This is a genomic window from Nonomuraea fastidiosa (assembly GCF_042751225.1).
Classification (GTDB): Bacteria; Actinomycetota; Actinomycetes; order Streptosporangiales; family Streptosporangiaceae; genus Nonomuraea; species Nonomuraea fastidiosa.
The window spans coordinates 6,578,481-6,596,398 of sequence record NZ_CP170570.1 but is presented as its reverse complement, the minus strand read 5'-3'; the positions used below and the strand labels follow the sequence as shown (position 1 = coordinate 6,596,398).

Annotated in this window: 19 protein-coding genes; 10 read left to right on the top strand and 9 right to left on the bottom strand. The window is 72.8% G+C overall.

Features of this window, described 5'->3' with window-relative positions; all coding sequences use genetic code 11:
• Positions 1-12: 12 nt before the first annotated feature.
• Genes ACFMQL_RS30240 through ACFMQL_RS30225 form a run of 4 tightly spaced genes read right to left on the bottom strand, consistent with a single transcriptional unit; the run spans position 13 to position 4,232 of the window.
• Positions 13-978: an ABC transporter ATP-binding protein gene (locus tag ACFMQL_RS30240; protein ID WP_364053520.1), complete on the bottom strand. Its 966-nt coding sequence runs from the start codon at positions 976-978 to the stop codon at positions 13-15.
• Positions 965-1,798 carry an ABC transporter permease gene (locus ACFMQL_RS30235; RefSeq protein ID WP_364053523.1) on the bottom strand — a complete coding sequence of 278 codons (834 nt, stop codon included), beginning with the start codon at positions 1,796-1,798 and terminating at the stop codon, positions 965-967. The genes ACFMQL_RS30240 and ACFMQL_RS30235 overlap by 14 nt, the downstream gene beginning before the upstream one ends.
• Positions 1,795-2,733 (bottom strand): ABC transporter permease, encoded by a 939-nt coding sequence (locus ACFMQL_RS30230; protein WP_364053526.1) that lies wholly within the window; start codon positions 2,731-2,733, stop codon positions 1,795-1,797. The genes ACFMQL_RS30235 and ACFMQL_RS30230 overlap by 4 nt, the downstream gene beginning before the upstream one ends.
• The gene (locus tag ACFMQL_RS30225; RefSeq protein ID WP_378788160.1) at positions 2,730-4,232 is read right to left on the bottom strand and encodes an ABC transporter substrate-binding protein; all 1,503 of its coding nucleotides are present in this window, start codon (positions 4,230-4,232) and stop codon (positions 2,730-2,732) included. Before ACFMQL_RS30225 ends, ACFMQL_RS30230 begins: the two co-directional genes overlap by 4 nt.
• Positions 4,233-4,321: 89 nt before the next feature.
• On the opposite strand from ACFMQL_RS30225, the gene ACFMQL_RS30220 reads away from it, so the two are divergent.
• The 8 genes from ACFMQL_RS30220 to ACFMQL_RS30185 all read left to right on the top strand — a co-directional run bounded on the left by ACFMQL_RS30220 (position 4,322) and on the right by ACFMQL_RS30185 (position 11,896).
• Positions 4,322-5,089, top strand: coding sequence for a FadR/GntR family transcriptional regulator (locus ACFMQL_RS30220; protein WP_364053532.1), 768 nt, complete (start codon positions 4,322-4,324; stop codon positions 5,087-5,089).
• 30 nt (positions 5,090-5,119) lie between these two features.
• Positions 5,120-6,085, top strand: coding sequence for an adenylate/guanylate cyclase domain-containing protein (locus ACFMQL_RS30215; protein WP_378788158.1), 966 nt, complete (start codon positions 5,120-5,122; stop codon positions 6,083-6,085).
• Positions 6,086-6,247: 162 nt separating this feature from the next.
• Positions 6,248-6,730 carry a SigE family RNA polymerase sigma factor gene (locus tag ACFMQL_RS30210; protein ID WP_364053538.1) on the top strand — a complete coding sequence of 161 codons (483 nt, stop codon included), beginning with the start codon at positions 6,248-6,250 and terminating at the stop codon, positions 6,728-6,730.
• Positions 6,727-7,725, top strand: a complete 999-nt coding sequence (locus ACFMQL_RS30205; protein WP_378788156.1) for a hypothetical protein — start codon at positions 6,727-6,729, stop codon at positions 7,723-7,725. Before ACFMQL_RS30210 ends, ACFMQL_RS30205 begins: the two co-directional genes overlap by 4 nt.
• 53 nt (positions 7,726-7,778) lie before the next feature.
• Complete coding sequence (locus ACFMQL_RS30200) at positions 7,779-8,534, top strand: aminotransferase class IV (protein ID WP_378788154.1); 756 nt, start codon at positions 7,779-7,781, stop codon at positions 8,532-8,534.
• A gap of 29 nt (positions 8,535-8,563) precedes the next feature.
• On the top strand, positions 8,564-9,547 hold the full coding sequence (locus ACFMQL_RS30195) for an LLM class flavin-dependent oxidoreductase (RefSeq protein ID WP_364053547.1): 984 nt from the start codon (positions 8,564-8,566) through the stop codon (positions 9,545-9,547).
• A gap of 42 nt (positions 9,548-9,589) precedes the next feature.
• Positions 9,590-11,110, top strand: a complete 1,521-nt coding sequence (locus ACFMQL_RS30190) for an acyl-CoA synthetase (RefSeq protein WP_378788152.1) — start codon at positions 9,590-9,592, stop codon at positions 11,108-11,110.
• A 144-nt stretch (positions 11,111-11,254) separates the two neighbouring features.
• Positions 11,255-11,896 (top strand): SAM-dependent methyltransferase, encoded by a 642-nt coding sequence (locus tag ACFMQL_RS30185; protein ID WP_364053553.1) that lies wholly within the window; start codon positions 11,255-11,257, stop codon positions 11,894-11,896.
• On the opposite strand, the gene ACFMQL_RS30180 is transcribed toward ACFMQL_RS30185, so the two are convergent.
• Complete coding sequence (locus tag ACFMQL_RS30180) at positions 11,839-12,330, bottom strand: hypothetical protein (RefSeq protein ID WP_364053556.1); 492 nt, start codon at positions 12,328-12,330, stop codon at positions 11,839-11,841. The two genes, ACFMQL_RS30185 and ACFMQL_RS30180, sit on opposite strands and share 58 nt — an antisense overlap.
• An 84-nt stretch (positions 12,331-12,414) precedes the next feature.
• Positions 12,415-13,377, bottom strand: a complete 963-nt coding sequence (locus ACFMQL_RS30175) for a LysR substrate-binding domain-containing protein (protein ID WP_378788150.1) — start codon at positions 13,375-13,377, stop codon at positions 12,415-12,417.
• A 63-nt stretch (positions 13,378-13,440) separates the two neighbouring features.
• On the opposite strand from ACFMQL_RS30175, the gene ACFMQL_RS30170 reads away from it, so the two are divergent.
• A complete protein-coding gene (locus tag ACFMQL_RS30170; protein ID WP_378788148.1) occupies positions 13,441-14,718 on the top strand; it encodes an MFS transporter in 1,278 nt (425 codons plus the stop codon).
• Between the two features lie 75 nt (positions 14,719-14,793).
• Here ACFMQL_RS30170 and ACFMQL_RS30165 read toward each other — a convergent pair whose 3' ends face one another.
• A complete protein-coding gene (locus tag ACFMQL_RS30165) occupies positions 14,794-15,759 on the bottom strand; it encodes a MerR family transcriptional regulator (RefSeq protein ID WP_378788147.1) in 966 nt (321 codons plus the stop codon).
• Between the two features lie 74 nt (positions 15,760-15,833).
• On the opposite strand from ACFMQL_RS30165, the gene ACFMQL_RS30160 reads away from it, so the two are divergent.
• Positions 15,834-16,715, top strand: a complete 882-nt coding sequence (locus ACFMQL_RS30160; protein WP_378788145.1) for a maleylpyruvate isomerase family mycothiol-dependent enzyme — start codon at positions 15,834-15,836, stop codon at positions 16,713-16,715.
• 88 nt (positions 16,716-16,803) lie between these two features.
• Here the strand turns inward: ACFMQL_RS30160 and ACFMQL_RS30155 are convergent, their stop codons facing one another.
• Together ACFMQL_RS30155 and ACFMQL_RS30150 are read right to left on the bottom strand one after the other, a co-directional pair.
• Positions 16,804-17,448, bottom strand: a complete 645-nt coding sequence (locus ACFMQL_RS30155; RefSeq protein WP_378788144.1) for a LuxR C-terminal-related transcriptional regulator — start codon at positions 17,446-17,448, stop codon at positions 16,804-16,806.
• The gene (locus ACFMQL_RS30150; protein WP_364053574.1) at positions 17,439-17,891 is read right to left on the bottom strand and encodes a histidine kinase; all 453 of its coding nucleotides are present in this window, start codon (positions 17,889-17,891) and stop codon (positions 17,439-17,441) included. The genes ACFMQL_RS30155 and ACFMQL_RS30150 overlap by 10 nt, the downstream gene beginning before the upstream one ends.
• Positions 17,892-17,918 lie beyond the last annotated feature (27 nt).

Genomic DNA, 17,918 nt, shown 5'->3' with positions numbered 1-17,918 from the left:
GTCGCTCTCCCGTCAGTGGTCCGCGCGGTCTTGTGCGGGGTCTGCCGCGGGGTCGTCCGCGTGCTCTTCTGCGGGGTGCCAGCACGCGTACGCGTGGCCGTCGCCCGTGAGGTCCGGCGCCGTCTCGCACTGGGGGGTGGCGTGCGGGCAGCGGTTTCTGAACACGCAGCCGGCGGGGAAGCGCCCGGCTGGCGGCACGCTGCCCGCGATGGTGGGCAGGCGGGTGCCGCGCGGGGTGAGCTTGGAGGCGGCCAGCAGGCCCTGCGTGTAGCGGTGGCGGGGCCGGGCGAAGACCTCGCGCAGCGGGCCCGACTCGACGACGCGGCCGCCGTACATGACGATGACGCGCTCGCAGACGGAGGCGACGACGGCGAGGTCGTGGGTGATGAACAGCAGGGCGGGCGCGACCTCGGCGATCAGCTCCAGCATTTGCTTCTGCACGGTGACGTCGAGCGCGGTGGTGGGCTCGTCGCAGATGAGCAGCGAGGGGTCGTTGGCCAGGGCGATGGCGAGCATGACGCGCTGGCGCTGGCCGCCGGAGAGCTGGTGCGGGTACGAGCGGGCGATCTGGGCGGGCTCGGGCAGGCGCACCTTGTCCAGCAGCTCGACCGCCCGCGCGCGGGCCTCGTCGCGCGGCCTGCCGTGCAGCGTCATGACCTCGGCGACCTGGGCGCCGATCCGCATGAGCGGGTTGAGCGCGGTCATGGGCTCCTGGAAGACCATGGACAGCTCGCGCCCGCGCAGCCGCTTGAGCCGGCTCTCGGGCACGCCCACCAGGTCGTGCTCGCCGAGCCTCGCCCTGCCCGAGGCGGTGACGCCCTCGGGCAGCAGGCCCATGAGCGACAGCGCGGTCAGCGACTTGCCGGACCCGGACTCGCCGATCAGCCCGACCCGTTCGCCGGGCGCGATGCCGAACGACACGTCGTGGACGAGCTCGACGTCGCCGGTGCGGACGGTGAGCCCATCAACGCTCAGCACGGATCCTCCTGAGCTTGGGGTCGAGGAAGTCGCGCAGGCCGTCGCCGAGCAGGTTGAAGCCGAGCACGGCGAGTGCGATGGCGAGGCCGGGCCACAGGGCCAGGCGCGGGGTGGAGAACAGCAGCTCCTGCGACTCCTGCAGCATGCGCCCCCACGACGGGGTGGGCGGCCGGGTGCCGAAGCCGAGGAACGACAGCGCCGCCTCGGCGAGGATCGCGATGGCGAACGACACCGACGCCTGCACGATGAGCACGGAGCCGATGTTGGGCAGCACGTGGCGCAGCGCGATGGCGGGCCTGCGGCGGCCCGCCGCCCTGGCGGCCAGCACGTAGTCGGTCACCATGACCTGGAGCGTGGCGGCGCGGGCCACCCGGGCGAACGCCGGGACCGTGGCCACGCCGATCGCGATCATCGCGGTGAGCGTGCCGGGGCCGTAGACGGCGCCCAGCATGACGGCGAGCAGCAGCGCGGGGAAGGCGAAGACGAGGTCGTTGACCCGCATGATGAGCTCCGACAGCCAGCCGCGGGGCGTCATCCCGGCGATCATGCCGAGCGGGATGCCGAGCGCGGCGGCGATGCCGACCGCGACGATGCCGACGTACAGGGTGGTGCGGGCGCCCACCATGAGCTGGCTGAAGGTGTCGCGGCCGAACTTGTCGGCGCCCAGCAGGTAGCCGCCGCCGGGCTCGCGCAGCTTCTGCGCGGCGTCGACGAGGGTCGGGTCGTGCGGGGTCCAGAAGAACGACACGAGCGCGGCGAGCGTGACGAGCCCGACGAGCGTGCCGCCGACCAGGAGCCCGGCGTTCAGCCTGCCTCTCATCGCAGCCTCGGATCGAGCAGGTGGTAGGCGACGTCCACCACGAAGTTGATCAGCAGGACGGCGGCCACCAGCACCATCACCACGCCTTGGACGAGCAGCAGGTCGCGCCCGGCGACCCCGTTGAGCAGCAGGTCGCCGAGCCCGGGGATGACGAAGACGCGTTCGACGACGACCGCGCCGATGAGCAGCGTGGCGAGCTGCAGGCCGAGCACGGTGACGACGGGGATGGAGGCGTTGCGCAGGCCGTGCCGCCACAGCGCTCCGGTGGCGCCGCGGCCCTTGGCCCTGGCGGTGCGCAGGTAGTCCTCGCGCATGACGTCGAGCACGGCGCTGCGCACGTACCGGGTGAGCACGGCACCCTGGACGAGGCCGAGCGACAGCCACGGCAGCAGCAGGCTCCGCAGCCACTCTCCCGGGCTCTCCGAGATCGGCACGTAGCCGCCGGACGGCAGCGCCTGCGCCTGCACCGCGAAGACGAACACCAGCAGGATGCCGGCGAGGAACGCGGGGACGGCGATGCCGACCTGGCTGAACGCGCTGATGGCGGCGCCGAGCGGGTTGCGGTGGTGCACGGCGGCGAACGTGCCGGCGGGCACCGCCAGCACCAGCGCCACGACCATGCCGCCGAGCACGAGCACGGCGGTGACGCCGAGCCGGTCGGAGATCTGCGGGCCGATGGGCGAGCTGGTCACGTACGAGATGCCGAAGTCCCCTTGGAGCAGGCCGCCCGCCCAGTCGAGGAACTGGGTGAGCGGCGGCCGGTCGGTGCCGAACTGGCGGCGCAGCTCGGCGACCGCCTCGGGGGTGGCGTTGACACCGAGCGCGATCTCGGCGGGGTCGCCGGGCAGCAGCGCCATGAACGCGAAGACCACCACGGCGGCCGCGGCGGTGCTCGCGATGAGCACCGCCAGGCGTTTGAGCAGGTAGAGCGTCACTGTTGCCGGGAGAGTGCGGTGAAGTCGAAGGACTCGGAGATGGCGTTCTTCGGCAGCCCGGTGACGCCCTTCTTCGCCACGATCAGGTTGGGGAAGAGGAAGAGGAAGTCCGCGGCGGCGTCGTCGGACAGCAGCTTGGCGGCCTTCTTGAGGTCGTCGATCTGCTGCTGCTCGGTGCCCTCGTCGGCGGAGGCGAGCAGCTTGCCGAACTCCGGATTGTCGTACCGGAAGTAGTACGACTTGTCGGCAAATATGCCCATGTCGCGGGGTTCGACGTGGTTGATGATCGACAGGTCGTAGTCGCCCTTGGTGAACACCTGGTCGAGCCAGCGCGCGGGGAACTCCAGCGGCTCGATCTCGGCGTTGATGCCGACCTGGGCGAGCTGCGACTTGACGACCTGCGCGCTGCTGACCGCGTACGGCAGGTTGGGGATGCGCATCTTGACGTTGTACGTCTTGCCGCCCAGGAGCTGCTTGGCCTTGGCCGGGTCGTACGGGTAGTCGCCGGTGCGGTCCTCGTACCAGGGGTCGGTGGGCGGCACCATCGAGCCGATGAGCTGGCCGCGCCCGGCCCAGGCGGTGTCGAGCAGCGCCTTGTGGTCGATGGCGTGCCGGACGGCCTGCCTGACCTTCTTGTCGTCGAACGGCGGCCGGCCGTTGTTCATCGACAGCACGACCTCGCCGTTGGTGGTGCCCTCGACGGTCTCGAACCGGTTGGGGTCGGCGAACTGCTGCAGCGACTCGGGCGCCTGCACGCTGGAGATGACGTCGATGCCGCCGGTCAGCAGCGCGTTGTTCATCGCCGTGGCGTCCTTGAAGTACTTCAAGGTGATGGACGACAGGGCCGGCTTGGTGCCCCAGTAGGAGGGGTTGGCGTCGAGCCTGATGGAGTCGCCGCGCCGCCAGGCGCCCAGCACGTACGGGCCGGTGCCGACGGGCTTGTTGGCCAGGTCGTCCACGCCGGTGCGGCTGAACATCGCGCCGAGCCTGGTGGCCATGGCGTAGAGGAAGCCGTTGCTCGGCCGCTTGAGCGTGACGACGGCGGTGCTGTCGTCCTTCTTCTCCACGTCGTCGATCACGTCGAGCTGCGACTTGATCTTGAGTTTCCAGTCGGTCTTGACGCGGTCGAGCGAGAAGACGACGTCGTCGGCGGTGAACGGCGCGCCGCTGGAGAACTTCACGCCCTTGCGGAGGGTGAAGGTGTAAGTCTTGCGGTCGTCGGAGACGTCCCACTTCTCGGCGAGCAGCGGCACGATCTTGCCGTCCTGGTCGAGCTTGACCAGTCCCTCGTAGACGTTGACGAGCAGCGCCTGCGGGATGGCGGCGCCCTCGGTGGAGGTGAAGTCGAGGTTGGCCGGCTCGGCCACGAACCCGACCGACAGCGACTGGGCCGCAGAGCCCCCTGTGTCACCGCCGCCGCCACCGCCACCGCCTCCGCCACACGCGGCGGTGGCCAGCAGGAGGCCGCCCGCGGCGAGCCAGATCCCGATTCGCCTCATGTCTTACAGCCTCCTGGCTAGTGCACTGGTCTGACCAGTAGGCTACGCACATTGCCAGTTCAAGACGGCTCGGGTCAAGGGGGCTTACATTGGGTGGTCCGCGCTTTGAGCCCGTACGCGCGGTGCGCGCCTACGAGCGGGTCGTCGAGCAGATCGAAGAGGCGATCGAGAGCGGCGCCCTGTCCCCGGGCGAGCGGCTGCCCAGCGAGCGCGAGCTGATGGTGCAGCTCGCGGTCGGCCGCTCCACCGTACGCGAGGCGCTGCGCGTGCTGCAGGCCCGCGGGCTGGTGCGTTCGCGGCCCGGCGACCCCCATGGCGCGGAGGTGCTGCCGTTCTCACCCGCCGCGCTGCACAAGTCGATGACCACGCTGGCCCGCGTGGAGCAACTGTCGCTGGGCGAGCTGGTGCAGTTCAGGATGGTGCTCGACTCCGCGGCGATCCTGCTGGCGGCGCGGCTGCGCACCGAGGAGCAGCTCGCCGAGATGAACAAGGCGGTGGAGGCGATGCGCGCGGCGGCGGGCACGGAGCCGGGCGCGGCCGACACCGAGGCGTTCGGCCGGGCCGATGTGGCCTTCCACGACGCGGTGGTCGCCGCGAGCGGCAACAAGCTCATTCAGATCTGCACCGACGTGGTACGCCAGATCGTGCTGCGGCAGATCTCCGCCCGCATCGACGCCGCCGACGACCGGCAGGCGCTGATGCGGCGCAGCATCCAGCACCATGAGGAGGTCATCGAGGCCATCAGGGCGGGCGACGGCCCGCTGGCGGCCCGCCTGTCACGCAGGGCGATGTACGACTACTACGCACCTTATGTAAAGGAAAGCGAGACAAGCGCCCTGCGAGCACTCCTGGAGTGATCTGGCCCACAAGGGTGTTATCTTGCCCAGGTGGCGCGCGTGGACCGGGACCGGCTGACTGAGGCTTTTCTGCGCGAGCCGCGCCGATACACCAGTCACCAGGTCGCCGAGATGGCGGGCGTGCCGGTCTATCGCGCGCGGCGCTTTTGGCGTGCCCTCGGGTTCCCCAACGTGCCCGACGACGCGATCGAGTTCACCGATTCCGACGTCGAGGCGCTCAAGACGCTGCTGGGCATGGTCACCTCCGGCGTCTACGACGAGGAGCATGTGCTGCTGACGGCCCGCGCGCTCGGCCAGGCCACGGCTCGGCTCGCCGAGTCCCAGGCCGAGCTGGGCGCGGAGGCGCTGGACCGGGCGGGCGTGCCGCTGGCCGAGCGGCCCAGGGCGTGGCGGCGGCGGGCCGAGCGGGTGGTGCCCGACCTCGCGCGCCTGCTCGTCTACGCCTGGCAGCGCCAGCTCGCCGCCGCCGCGGGGCGCATCGCCGAGCAGGACATGAGCGCCGTACGCCTGTCGGTCGGCTTCGCCGACCTGGTGGCCTTCACCCGGCTGAGCCGGCAGATCACCGCCGCCGAGCTGGCGAAACTCATCGACAGGTTCGAGGGGCGCTCGGCCGACATCGTGACCTCCACCGGCGGCCGGGTGGTCAAGACGCTGGGCGACTCGGTGCTGTTCGTCTCCGAGAAGGCGCACGTCGCGGCCGAGATCGCGCTGAAGCTGGTGGAGACGCACGCGCGCGGCCGCGACATGCCCGAGCTGCGGGTGGGCCTGGCGTCGGGGCCGGTCATCTGGCGCATGGGCGACGTGTTCGGCACCACCGTCAACCTCGCCAGCAGGCTGACCGCGCTGGCGCTGCCCGGCAGCATCCTCGCCGACCCGCAGCTCGCCGAGGAGCTGGAGGGCGATCGCGCGTTCCGGCTGCGCGAGGTGAACCGGCTGTCGGTGCGCGGGCTCGGCGAGCTGGCCCCGTACACCGTGCTGCGCGCCGAATCCACCTGAGCCGTCCGCGCCTCAGGCCGCGCCGACTCCACGTGAGCCCTCCACGCCTCCGGGCGGCCCGCGCAGAACTCACCTGAGCCGTCCGCGTTTCCCGGGCAACCCGGGTCGGCGGACGATGCGTCTGTACCGGCGACCGGCAAGGGCGGCGGAAGGCATATCAAGGTGGCAGACAGGGCGATATTCGATGATTTCGTGGCATCGCGCACGGATCGGCTGTTACGTACCGCGTACCTGCTGACCCGGGACTGGGGCGTCGCCGAGGACCTGCTGCAGGAGTCGCTGGCCAAGGCGTGGTTCGCCTGGCCGGGCATCGATGAGCCCGAGGCGTACGTGCGCAAGGTGCTGGTGACCACGTACACCTCCTGGTGGCGGCGGCGCTGGCGCAGGGAGCTGCCCAGCGACGCCCTGCCCGAACAGCCCGTCGAGGATCGAGGCGACTCAGGGCGCGAGGAGGTGTGGCGGGCGGTGGGCCGCCTGCCCGCCAGGCAGCGCGCGGTGATCGTGCTGCGCTTCTACGAGGACCTGCCGGTGAGCGAGGTGGCCAGGCTGCTGGGCTGCGGTGAGGGCACGGTCAAGAGCCAGACCGCCAAGGCCCTGGCCAAGCTGCGCGTGGACGAGTCGATCATGAAGGAGTCATACCGATGAGCGTGGAGGATCTCCGTGACGTCCTGCGCGAGCGGGCGGAGGGTCCGGCGCCGGCGAACCCGTACCGGTCCGAGCAGGTCCGCGAGCGGGTGCGGCGGGTCAGGCGGCGGCGCACGGTCGCCACGGTGACGTTGGCGGGGGCCGCGACCGCGGTGACCGTGCTCGCCTCGGTGGCGGTCACGGGCGCGCTCCAGCCGGGCGGGCGGGACGCGGCGTCCGTGCCGCGGGTCGACGACGGCGGGGCTGAGCTGCCCGCGTACTACGTCTCGCCCGACGGCACGGCGTACCGGCGGCTGGAGGAGGCCACGGTGGACGCCCGGGGCGAGAAGACGACGATCACGGTCACGAGCACCGGGCGTCCTTTGGAGGCGGCCGTCATGTGCGGCAGGGATCCGTTCGCGATCGCCCCTGAGGTGCTCGTGAACGGGCGGCCGGTGGAGTCGCCCGGAATCGCCTGCGCGGGCCCCGGCATGCAGCTGCGCCCCCTGGAGGTGCCCGCGGGCGCCGGAGAGGTGACGGTCACCTTCGACACGACCGGTCCCGCCTGCGTGCGCAGGACGGAGCACGGGCCGTGCACGCCCGAGCGGCCGCGCGGGGGCCGCTGGAAGGTGGCGGTCTACGACTGGACGCCGCCGGAGCGCCCCGTCAAGCCGCGCCCCGTCACGCTGCCCGACCGCCTCGACGGCGCGAAGCGGATCAAGGGGTTCACCGGCACGTGGCCGGGCGACGGGTCCTACGAGACCACGGTCACCGCTCCCGGCCGCTACACCATCGAGCGGGACTGCTCGGGCGACCTGGGCGATCGGCTGTGGTTCAAGTACTGGATCGACGGCGTCGAGTCGCGCTCCCTCACCGGGTGCGGTGCGCGCTCGCTGGGCGCGGACGCGTTCACCGTGCGCAAGGGGCAGAAGGTGAAGGTCCGGGTGCGGGTGGGGCTGTGGGGAGCCGCCACCAACCGGCCGGTGGCATGGGCGGTCGCGCTCTACCGGAAGTGAGGCCGTACGGTGGTGCACCGTACGGTGATCGCGAAACGGAAAGGGGGCGGCCGATGGTCCGGCGCGCCGCGATGGAGGGCGAGCCGCTCGGCGACGAGGCGCTGCTCGGCCTGGAGGCCCGCTACGGCCACTTCACCGCCATGCAGGTCGCCGGCCGCCGGGTGCGCGGCCTGGAGCTGCACTTCGACCGTCTCGAGCAGGCCGGGAAGGAGCTGTTCGGCGCCGGTCCCGGCCGCGAGGTGGTGCTGGCCACGATCCGGGCGGCGCTGGGCGACGCGCAGGACGCGAGCGTACGGGTCTACGAGGTCGAGGTGGCGGGCAGGCCGCGGGTCATCGCCACGACGGCCCCGCCGCATCCGCCGCTGCCCGGCCCGCTGCGCGTCACCCCGGTCGTCTACCAGCGCTACCTGGCGCACATCAAGCAGGCGTCGGGCTTCCAGCAGCCGCACATCCTGCGTACGGTGAACCGTGCCGGCTTCGACGAGGCGCTGCTGACCACCGAGGACGGCCTGATCAGCGAGGGCGCGATCACGAACCTGGGCGGCTTCGCCAGCAGCAGGCTGATCTGGCCGGACGCGCCGAAGCTGCACGGCATCACCATGCGGCTGCTTGAGCGGATGGAGGTGCCGCAGGAGCGCCGCCCGCTGCGGGTGCCCGACCTGGCGGACTTCGACCTGGTGTTCCTGTGCAACTCGTGGGGCGTGATGCCGGTCGGCGAGGTGGACGGCACGAAGCTGCGCCTGGACGCCGGGCTCGCCGAGCGGGTGCTGGCCTACTACGAGGGCGTCCCGGGCGACCCGGTGGATTGATCCGGGAGCCGGGGGCGTTGCACTGGGACGTGACCGGCTCGTTGTACTCGATCCTTGACCGCTCGCTCGTCCGCCGGGGCTCCACGCCCGCCGAGGCGCTGCGCGAGACCGTGCGCTTCGCCCGGCAGGCCGAGGACCTGGGCTATCACCGGTTCTGGGTGTCGGAGCACCACAGCGTGCCCGGCGTGGCGGGCTCGGCGCCGACCGTACTGGCGGCGGCCGTGGCCGCGGCGACCTCCCGCATCCGGGTGGGCACCGGCGGCGTGATGCTGCCCAACCACCGGCCGCTGGTGGTGGCCGAGCAGTTCGGCGTGCTGGAGTCGCTGTATCCCGGCCGGGTGGACATGGGGCTGGGGCGCTCCGTGGGGTTCACCGGCGGCATCCGCAGGGCGCTCGGGCATGGCAAGGACGACGCCGACCGCTTCGGCGAGCAGCTCGACGAACTGCTCGGCTTCTTCACCGGCGGCCAGACCGCCTATCCCGGCGTGCACGCGCTGCCCGCCGAGGGGCTGCGGCCGCAGGTGTTCGTGCTGGCCATGGGGGCGGGCGCGGAGATCGCGGCCGCGCACGGGCTGCCCATGGTGATCGGGGCGGGCTCGCGGATGCTGGACGCGGTGGCCCGCTACCGTGCCGGGTTCCGGCCGTCGGCGTGGGCGGCGCGGCCGTACGTGATGATCGCGGTGAACGTGGCGGTCGGCGCGACCACGGAGGAGGCGGCGCTGCTGCAGCTCCCCGAGGCGTGGGCGACCGCGCGATCGCGCACCAGCGGCTCGTTCCCGCCGCTCATCCCGGCCGAGGAGATCGCCGCGATGGAGATGACCGAGCGGGAGCGCTCCTACCTGGAGCAGTCGCTGAAGGGGCAGATCCACGGCACCGAGCGTGAGGTCGCGGTCGCGCTGGGCTCACTGGTGCAGGCGAGCGGCGCGGACGAGGTGCTGATCACCATGAACACCTACGATCTGGACCGGAGACTCGACTCCTACCGGCGGCTCGCGGCGCTGTTCACGGGTTAGGATCGCCCGAACATCGCTCTGCGACTGAAGGGTGCCCCCCATATGACCCGTCAGCACACCATCGGTGACCTCCTGCGGCGCTCGGCCGCCCGCCATCCCGCCAAGACCGCGATCGTCTTCGGCGATCTGCGCCAGAGTTACGCCGACCTGGACCTCATGGTGAACAGGACGGCCAACGCGCTGGCCGCGCGCGGGGTGCGCAAGGGCGACAGGTTCGCCGTCTTCAGCCACAACAACCACGCCTTCGTCGTCGCCTACTTCGCCCTGGCGCGGCTGGGCGCGATCTCCGTGCCGGTCAACTTCATGCTGGGGGCCGAGGAGGTGGCGTACATCCTCGAACACTCCGGCGCGACCGGGATCCTGGCCGAGGAGGCGCTGCTGCCGGTCGCGCGGGAGGCCGTGAACGAGCGGGTGACCGTACGCGGGGTCATCGGGGCCGAGCAGGACGGGTGGGAACCGTTCAGCGCCTGGTCGTCCCACGACGACGACTCCGAGCCCGCCGTGGAGATCGCCGACGACGACCCGATCCAGATCATGTACACCAGCGGCACCGAGTCCCGCCCCAAGGGCGCCGTGCTGTCCAGCAGGAGCCTCATCTCCCAGTACGTCACCTGCATGGTGGACGGCGAGATGAGCCACGACGACGTCGAGGTGCACGCCCTGCCCCTCTACCACTGCGCGCAGCTCCACTGCTTCCTGACGCCCGGCATCTACCTGGGCGCCACCAACATCGTGCTGCCCGGCGCGAGCCCCGCGGTCATCCTGGCCACGATCGAGGGCGAGCGCGCGACCAAGCTGTTCTGCCCGCCCACGGTGTGGATCTCGCTGCTGCGCCACCCCGACTTCGACCGCCGCGACCTGTCCTCGCTGCGCAAGGGCTACTACGGCGCCTCGATCATGCCGGTCGAGGTGCTGAAGGAGATCGCCGCGCGGCTGCCGGACGTGCGGCTGTTCAACTTCTACGGGCAGACGGAGATGGCTCCGGTGGCGACCATCCTGCGCCCCGAGAAGCAGCTGACCCGCCTCGGCTCGGCCGGGCGGCCGGCGCTGAACGTCGAGACCAGGATCGTCGACGACGCCGACCGGCCGGTGCCGCCCGGCACGGTGGGCGAGATCGTGCACCGCAGCCCGCACGCCATGCTCGGCTACTGGAACGACCCGGACAAGACCGCCGAGGCGTTCCGCGGCGGCTGGTTCCACAGCGGCGACCTCGGGGTCATGGACGCCGACGGCTACCTGTCGGTGGTCGACAGGAAGAAGGACATGATCAAGACGGGCGGCGAGAACGTCGCCAGCCGCGAGGTCGAGGAGGCCATCTACCAGCATCCGGCGGTGGCCGAGGCGGCCGTGTTCGGGGTGCCCGACGAGAAGTGGATCGAGGCGGTGACGGCCGCGGTGGTGCTGCGGCAGGGCTCTGAGCTGACCGCCGGCGAGCTGATCGGGTTCCTGCGGGGGCGGCTCGCGCCGTTCAAGACGCCCAAGCGGGTGGTGTTCGTGGACGCGCTGCCGAAGAACGCCTCCGGCAAGGTGCTCAAGCGGGAGCTGCGCGACGCCATGGCATAGACGCCCGCGATTGCGGAAATATCGCGACCCATGTGGCTTTGACCAGGCGTTGCCCGCTCGGTTCCCGGGAATCTCCATCCGGCGACGACTTCACCTCAAGTCCCGGACCGACCGGCCGTGGAGGTCCCGACCGAGAGAGGCCGCATGCCGAGTCTGCCTGACCGCCTGCACCGCACGTTCTTCCGCGCCCTGTCCCTGCTCTCCCCCAAGGGACAGGGCCTCGTCCTGCGCGGCTACTTCGAGTGGCGGCACCGGACGCCCGACCCGTGGAGGCTGGCGACCGACGGCTACGAGCAGCAGAAGTACCGGGTGACGCTCACGCACCTGCCGCCCAGGCCGTACCGGCGCATCATCGAGGTGGGCTGCGCCGAGGGCGTGTTCACCGGGACGCTCGCCGCAGCGTACCCCGACGCGGAGATCACCGGGGTGGACGTCTCCGAACGGGCGCTGGCCCGCGCCCGGGCGCGCGTGCCGGAGGGCGGGCGGGTCCGCTTCATCCAGGCCGACATCCTCACCCACCGCCCCGAGCCCCGCTACGACCTGGTGTTCTGCTCCGAGACCCTGTACTACCTGGGCCGCCACGAACGGCTGCGCCGCGCGTCCGAGCAGCTCAGCGCGCTGCTCGCGCCGGACGGGGTGCTGGTGGCGGTGCATCCGTGGCCGGAGGCGAACCGGCTGCACGGGTATCTGGACGTCTGCGGCACGCTGACCCGGCTCAGCGAGGAGGTCTACGCGGCACCGCCCCGGCCGTTCGCCGTCACCGTCTGGTCGCGCGGACCCGGCTGATCGTCTCCGGGGAGCCGCTCCACCTCCTGATCGCCCGGACCCGGCTGATCGCCTTCAGGCCGCCTGACGGCTGTCCGGTCACGCGCGCCTGGCCGATCCCCCGCAGGCCGCCTGTCGAGCGCCTGCACCCACTTCACCGCGACCGCCGCGACCTGGATCAGCTCCCTGCGCAGCCGCTGCGGATCCTCCTCGGCGAACGCCTCCATCACCTCCTCGGCCAGGATGTGCCGCCACGTCAGCCCGCCGGCCCGCGCCGCCGTCTCCGTCTCATCGCGTGCCGCATCGGCCGCCGCCACCGTGCCATGACCGCCGGTCCCGTCGGGCAGCACCTGCATGCCCCACCGCTCGTCCTGCGCCACTCGCTCGTCCCGCACCTCCGCGAGCACCCGCGCCAGCGACCCCGGCACTCCCGCGTCCCCGTCCTGCTGTCCCATGCGCCCCAGTCTCCCGCAGCTCTGCCCCACACACGCGCGGCCTCCGGCCGTCCTCAGCCGCACAGGCCCCGCCTCCCCCAGCACTCACTCACCCGCACCCGGTGTGGGCGTCCTGGGCGGGCGGAAGCCAGGGGTATGCAGCGGAAGGGCGGACAGGGCGTGGTCGCGGAAGGCGCGGGCGGCCGGGGTGAGGCCGTCGCCGGCGCGCCAGCTCATGCCGATGGTCCGGAACAGCGGCGGCGACAGGGGGATCTCGATGACGCCCCCGGCGGGCGGCTGGTCGGCGTGCGGCAGTACGGCGACGCCGAGCCCGGCGGCCACCAGCCCGCGTACGGTCTCCGACTCCTGCCCCTCGAACGCGATGCGCGGCTCGAACCCGGCCGCGGCGCACAGGTCGTCGGTGATCTGCCGCAGCCCGTATCCGGGTTCGAGCGTCACCAGCTCCTCCCCCGCCAGCTCGGCCGCCCGCACCCGCTTCCTGGCGGCCAGGCGGTGCGTGGGCGGCACCGACAGCACCAGCTCCTGGTCGGCGATCGGATGGCTGACGAGGTCGGGGTCGTCGAGCGGCATGGGGGCGACGAACACCAGGTCGATCTCGCCGTCGCGGAGCGCCCGCAGCATGTCCTGGCGCGAGCCCTGCGCCAGGCTGAAGCGTACGCCGGGGTTGCGCTCGCGGAACGCGCCGATGAGCGAGGGCACCAGCGTACGGCCGAGCAGGTGCAGGAACCCGAGGACGATACGGCCGGTGGCGGGGTCGATTTCCTCGCGGACCTCACGGACGGCGGCGGTCACGGCGGTCAGGGCGCGGCTTGATGCGGCGGCCAGCGTACGCCCCGCCCGGGTGAGGCGGATGCCACGGCCCGACGGGAGCGTGAGCGGGGCGCCGACCAGTTCGCCGAGCACGGCCAGGCGGCGGCTCGCGGTGGGCTGGGGGATGCCGAGGAGCTCGGCGGCGCGGGTCACGTGGCCGGTCTCGCCGACGGCGGCCAGCAGGGCGAGCGACGGGGCGAGCCGGGCGGCCAACCTGTCGTCGGATTCATACGTCACAGCATGAATTATCAGCTATCTCCGTATTGGACGTATTGTTCCCGCCGACCTAGCGTGCTGAGCGTGGCGGTTTTGCGTGGTTCCTCCCCTGATGACACCCGGCGGGTCAGCGCGGCCGTCGCCGCGGCGGGCCTGTCGTCCTTCGCCCTGCTGTACTCGCCGCAACCGGTGCTGCCCCAGCTTGCGGCCGCGTACGGGCTGGATCCCGGCAGCGCGTCCCTCGCGGTCGGCGTGGCCACCGGGTCGCTCGCCGTCGCGGTGCTGCCGCTGGCCTGGCTGGCAGGCCGCGTGGGGCGGCGGCGGGTCATCCTGTGGGCGGTGCTGGTGCCGGCGCTGCTCGGGCTGCTGCTGCCGCTCGCGCCGTCGTTCCCTGTGCTGCTGGTGCTGCGGGCGGCGCAGGGGGTGGCGATCGCTGGGTTCGCCGGAGTGGCGGCGGCCTACCTGGCCGACCAGCTCGGCACGAGCCGGCTGGCGGGCGCGGTCGGCGCGATGATCGCGGGCAACTCCGTGGGCGGCATGCTGGGACGGCTGGGCGCGGGCTTCGCCGCCGGACCGCTGGGCTGGCAGGGTTCGCAGTTCGCCGTCGCAGCAGTGGCTCTGATTTGCGCGGGGTTCGCCGCCGCCACCCTGCCCGATGGAAGCGCGACCGAGACGACCAAGACCGGGAACGGGGCGAGAGCCAGGGCCGGCACCGAGGCCGAAGCCGGAACCGCGGCTGGGCCTGAGGCTGCGGGGCGCACGTGGGCGGTGCTGGGGGTGCCCGTCGCGGTCGGAGGGCTGGCCATGGGGGCGTTCGTGGCCGTCTACAACGCGGCCGGGTTCCGGCTGGCCGCGCCGCCCATCTCGCTCAGCCCGGCCGCCGCATCGCTGGTGTTCTTGTCGTACGCGATGGGCACGATGTCCTCGGCCGCCGCCGGACGGCTGACGGCCTGCCTGGGCAGGACGGCCGCGCTGGTGGCCGCCCTGGGCGTGACGGCGGCGGGCTCGGTGCTGACCGCCCACTCCTCACTAGCCGTCATCGTCACCGGTTTCGCGGTCCTGACGGCCGGGTTCTTCGCGGCGCACGCCATCGCCAACGCCTGGGTCACCGCCGACGCTCCCCCGCGCGCCCGTGGCCGCGCCGCCGGCATCTACACCCTCTGCTACTACCTGGGCAGCGGCGCGGGCGGCACTGCGGGCGCCATCGTGTACGGGCACGCGGGCTGGCCTTGGCTGATCGCCATGACGTGCGGCTGGCTCCTGCTCGCCGCCCTCCTCGTACTCACCGCCCGCCGCGCAAGCCCGCCCCGCAGGGTCGTCGAAAAGGCCGCCCCAGCCGTCAAAACCGGCCAGGACGCCTGAGACGCGCTTGCGGCCCGCACCGCCCGAGACCAGGCCCGCTCCCCAGGAGTGCCGCGACACCTGAGAGCGGGGCCGTCAGGACCGGCACCGGCCTTTAGGCGCGGCCTTCCCGTGTCCTGCGCCCGGCGCGGCGAGCGAGTGCGCCAGCGCGTCGCTGAGCCAGGTGATCGTGTGGCCGACCGTCACGGACGTGCCGCTGACCTCGCCCACCAGCCGCCAGTAGCGGCGCACGCGGGGGTCGTGGTCGGCCGCGAGGACGCCGAGCAGTTCGCGCCGGAACTCCGGGGTGTCGGCGCGGCGGCGTACACCGGCGTGGGCGGCCACGAACCGGTCGAGCTCCGGCCCCGCCCCGGGTGGCTCGCCCGCCGCGACCAGCGGCTGTGCCAGGGCGACGGCCTCGGCGACGCCGTGCATCAGCTCGTTCTCGTCGGTGATGGCGCGGGCGTTCTCCCGTGCCCTCGCGCGCAGGACGCGCGTCAGCGAGCAATCGCCGACGAGGGCGACGAGTTCGGCGTACGCGACGACCTGTGCAGGAGCCGGATCGGCCGGAGGCGGCGGGGCGGCCATGGCGGCGAACGAGCGGAACAGCTCGTCGGAGACCGGCAGGACCATTTGCAGCCGCCAGAAAGCGACCAGCCGCTCGCGCGCGGCCTCGGCGTCCTCGACGGCGGCCAGCAGGGCGAGCCTGGCCGCCTGCTCGGCGGCGGGCCCGGCCTCCTCGATGGCCCGCAGCCGGGCGCGTCGCCAGGCCAGCTCGCGCAGCCGTACGTCGAGGGCGGCGCGCTCGTCCGCCACCGCCCGCGCCAGCGTGGTCTCGCCCTCCAGTACCGCGCCGATCGCGCTCAGCCCGAGCCCGAGCCCGCGCAGCCGCCTGACCAGGGTGAGCCGCTCGACGGCCGCCCGGTCGAACCTGCGGTGGCCGCCCGCGCTGCGCACGGACGCGATCACGCCCTCGTCGCAGTAGAAGCGGATGGTCCGCACGGGCACGCCGGTGAGCCTGGCCAGGTCGCCGATGGCGAGCGTCTCGTCGCGAAACGGCACTTGAACCTCCACCCGGGTGGAGTTCCTACGCTACCGGCGATCTCGGCCAACGAAGCGAGGAGTGGGTGGAGACCATGACGACCCTGGAGCCGGACCGGCTGGTGGAAGGGCTGCGGGAGCAGACGGCGGCGTTCGGCCGCGCCGTCGCGGGCGGCGACCCGGAGGCGAAGGTGCCGGCCTGCCCGCAGTGGCGGCTGCGCGACCTGGTCGGACACGTGGGACAGGCCACCCGCTGGGCGGCCGGCCTGATCCGCGCGGCGAGCACACCGCCGCCCCTCTCCCACCCTGCAGACTGTCTGCCGGACAGTGGGCAGGCCCGCGCGGCCAGCGCATCGCCGCCTCTCCCCGACCCACTCGATGACCCACCGAGCAACGGGCAGGCCCGGGCGACGCGTGCGCCGCTGCCCGTCCCCGATCCGCATGACGGCCTGCCGGGCTCGCCCGCCGCGTGGGGTGCGTGGCTGCGGGACGGGGCAGAGGAGCTGATCGCGGCCGTACGGTCGGCGGCGCCGGACGCGCCCGTCTGGTCGTTCACGGGTGCGGTGCCGCCTGCCTTCTGGCTGCGCCGGATGTTCTGCGAGACCGCCGTACATCATCACGACGCGGCGACCACCACGGGCGTGGCCTACGCGATCGCCGACGACCTGGCCGCCGACGTGATCACCGAGGCCCTGGAGCTCGTGACGGCGCCGGGGGTGGAGGCGTTCAAGCCGGAGCTGGCCGCGCTGCGCGGCCGGGGCGAGCGGCTGGCGGTGCGGGCGGACGGCATGCCCGGCTGGCTGATCACCAGGACGCCCGGCGGGCCCCGGTGGGAGCGGTCCGATACGGAGGCCGACGTGGTGGTGTCGGGTCCGGTGGCCGAGTGCATGCTGGTGCTCGCGCGGCGGGTGCCGCCTCGCCGGGTGGGCGGTGACCTGGCGCTGCTGCGGCACTGGCTCGGCCACACCGCGTTCTGAGCGCTGTTGCGGGCAGCCCTCTGAGCCCGATGGTCAGGCCGATGAGATGCCCCGTCGCCGCCACGCCGGTCCGGGCGCTGGATCGAGGTCAGGCGTCGAGGTAGCGCAGGATCGCCAGCACGCGGCGGCTGTAGCCGGGGTCGCGGGGCAGGTCGAGCTTCTCCATGATGGCGTTGACGTGCTTCTCCACGGTGCTGAGCGAGACGTGCAGGCGTTCGGCGATGGCGGCGTTGACGAAGCCCTCGGCGAGCAGGCGCAGCACCTCGCTCTCGCGGGGGCTGAGCGTGCTCAGCGGGTCCGTACGGGCGGCGCGGGCCATCAGCCGGCGCACCACCTCGGGGTCGAGTACGGTGCCGCCGGCGCGGACGCGTTCGAGCGAGTCGAGGAACTCGGCCACCTCCGAGACCCGGTCCTTCAGCAGGTAGCCGAGCCCTTCCGCGGGACCGGCCAGGAGGCGGGCGGCGTAGTGCTGCTCGACGTACTGGGACAGGACGAGCGCCCCGACCTCCGGCAGCCGCTCGCGGATCTCCAGGGCCGCCCGCAGGCCGTCGTCCTTGTGCCCCGGCGGCATGCGCACGTCGATGACCGCCACCTCGGGCCGGTGACGCTCGACGGCGTCGAGCAGCGCGGGCGCGTCGCCGACGGCGGCCACCACCTCGTGGCCCGCGTCGTCGAGCAGCCGGGTCAGGCCCTCGCGCAGCAGCACGGAGTCGTCGGCGAGTATCACGCGCACGGCGGCGCCTTCGGCAGCGTGGCGCGCAGGCCCAGCTCGTCGAGCGCGGTCGGGTAGACGCGCCAGGCGACGCTGCGCAGCTCGTCGAGGAGGCGACGCGACTCGGTGTACGCCTGGGCGACCAGCTCGGCCATGCGGTCGTGGTCGCGGGCGTGCCGGGCGCGGCCGAGCAGCATGGCCAGGGCGACGCCGCGCTGCTGCACGCCGTCGTGCAGGTCCCGCTCGATCCGGCGGCGCTCATCGTCCACTGCCTCGACGATGCCGGAACGGGTGGCGGTCAGCTCGGCGATGCGGGCCCGCATCAGCTCCTGGGGTCCTGGGCCCAGGAAGTACGTGGCCAGGCGGCGTTCGAGCGCGGCCATGGCCAGGAGCAGCAGGATGGACACCGCGAGCAGCACCGCGCCGCCGCCTGCGACCGGACCAGACGCCCCAGCACCGGACACGGCTCCCGTCTCGGCTCCGGGCGCGGG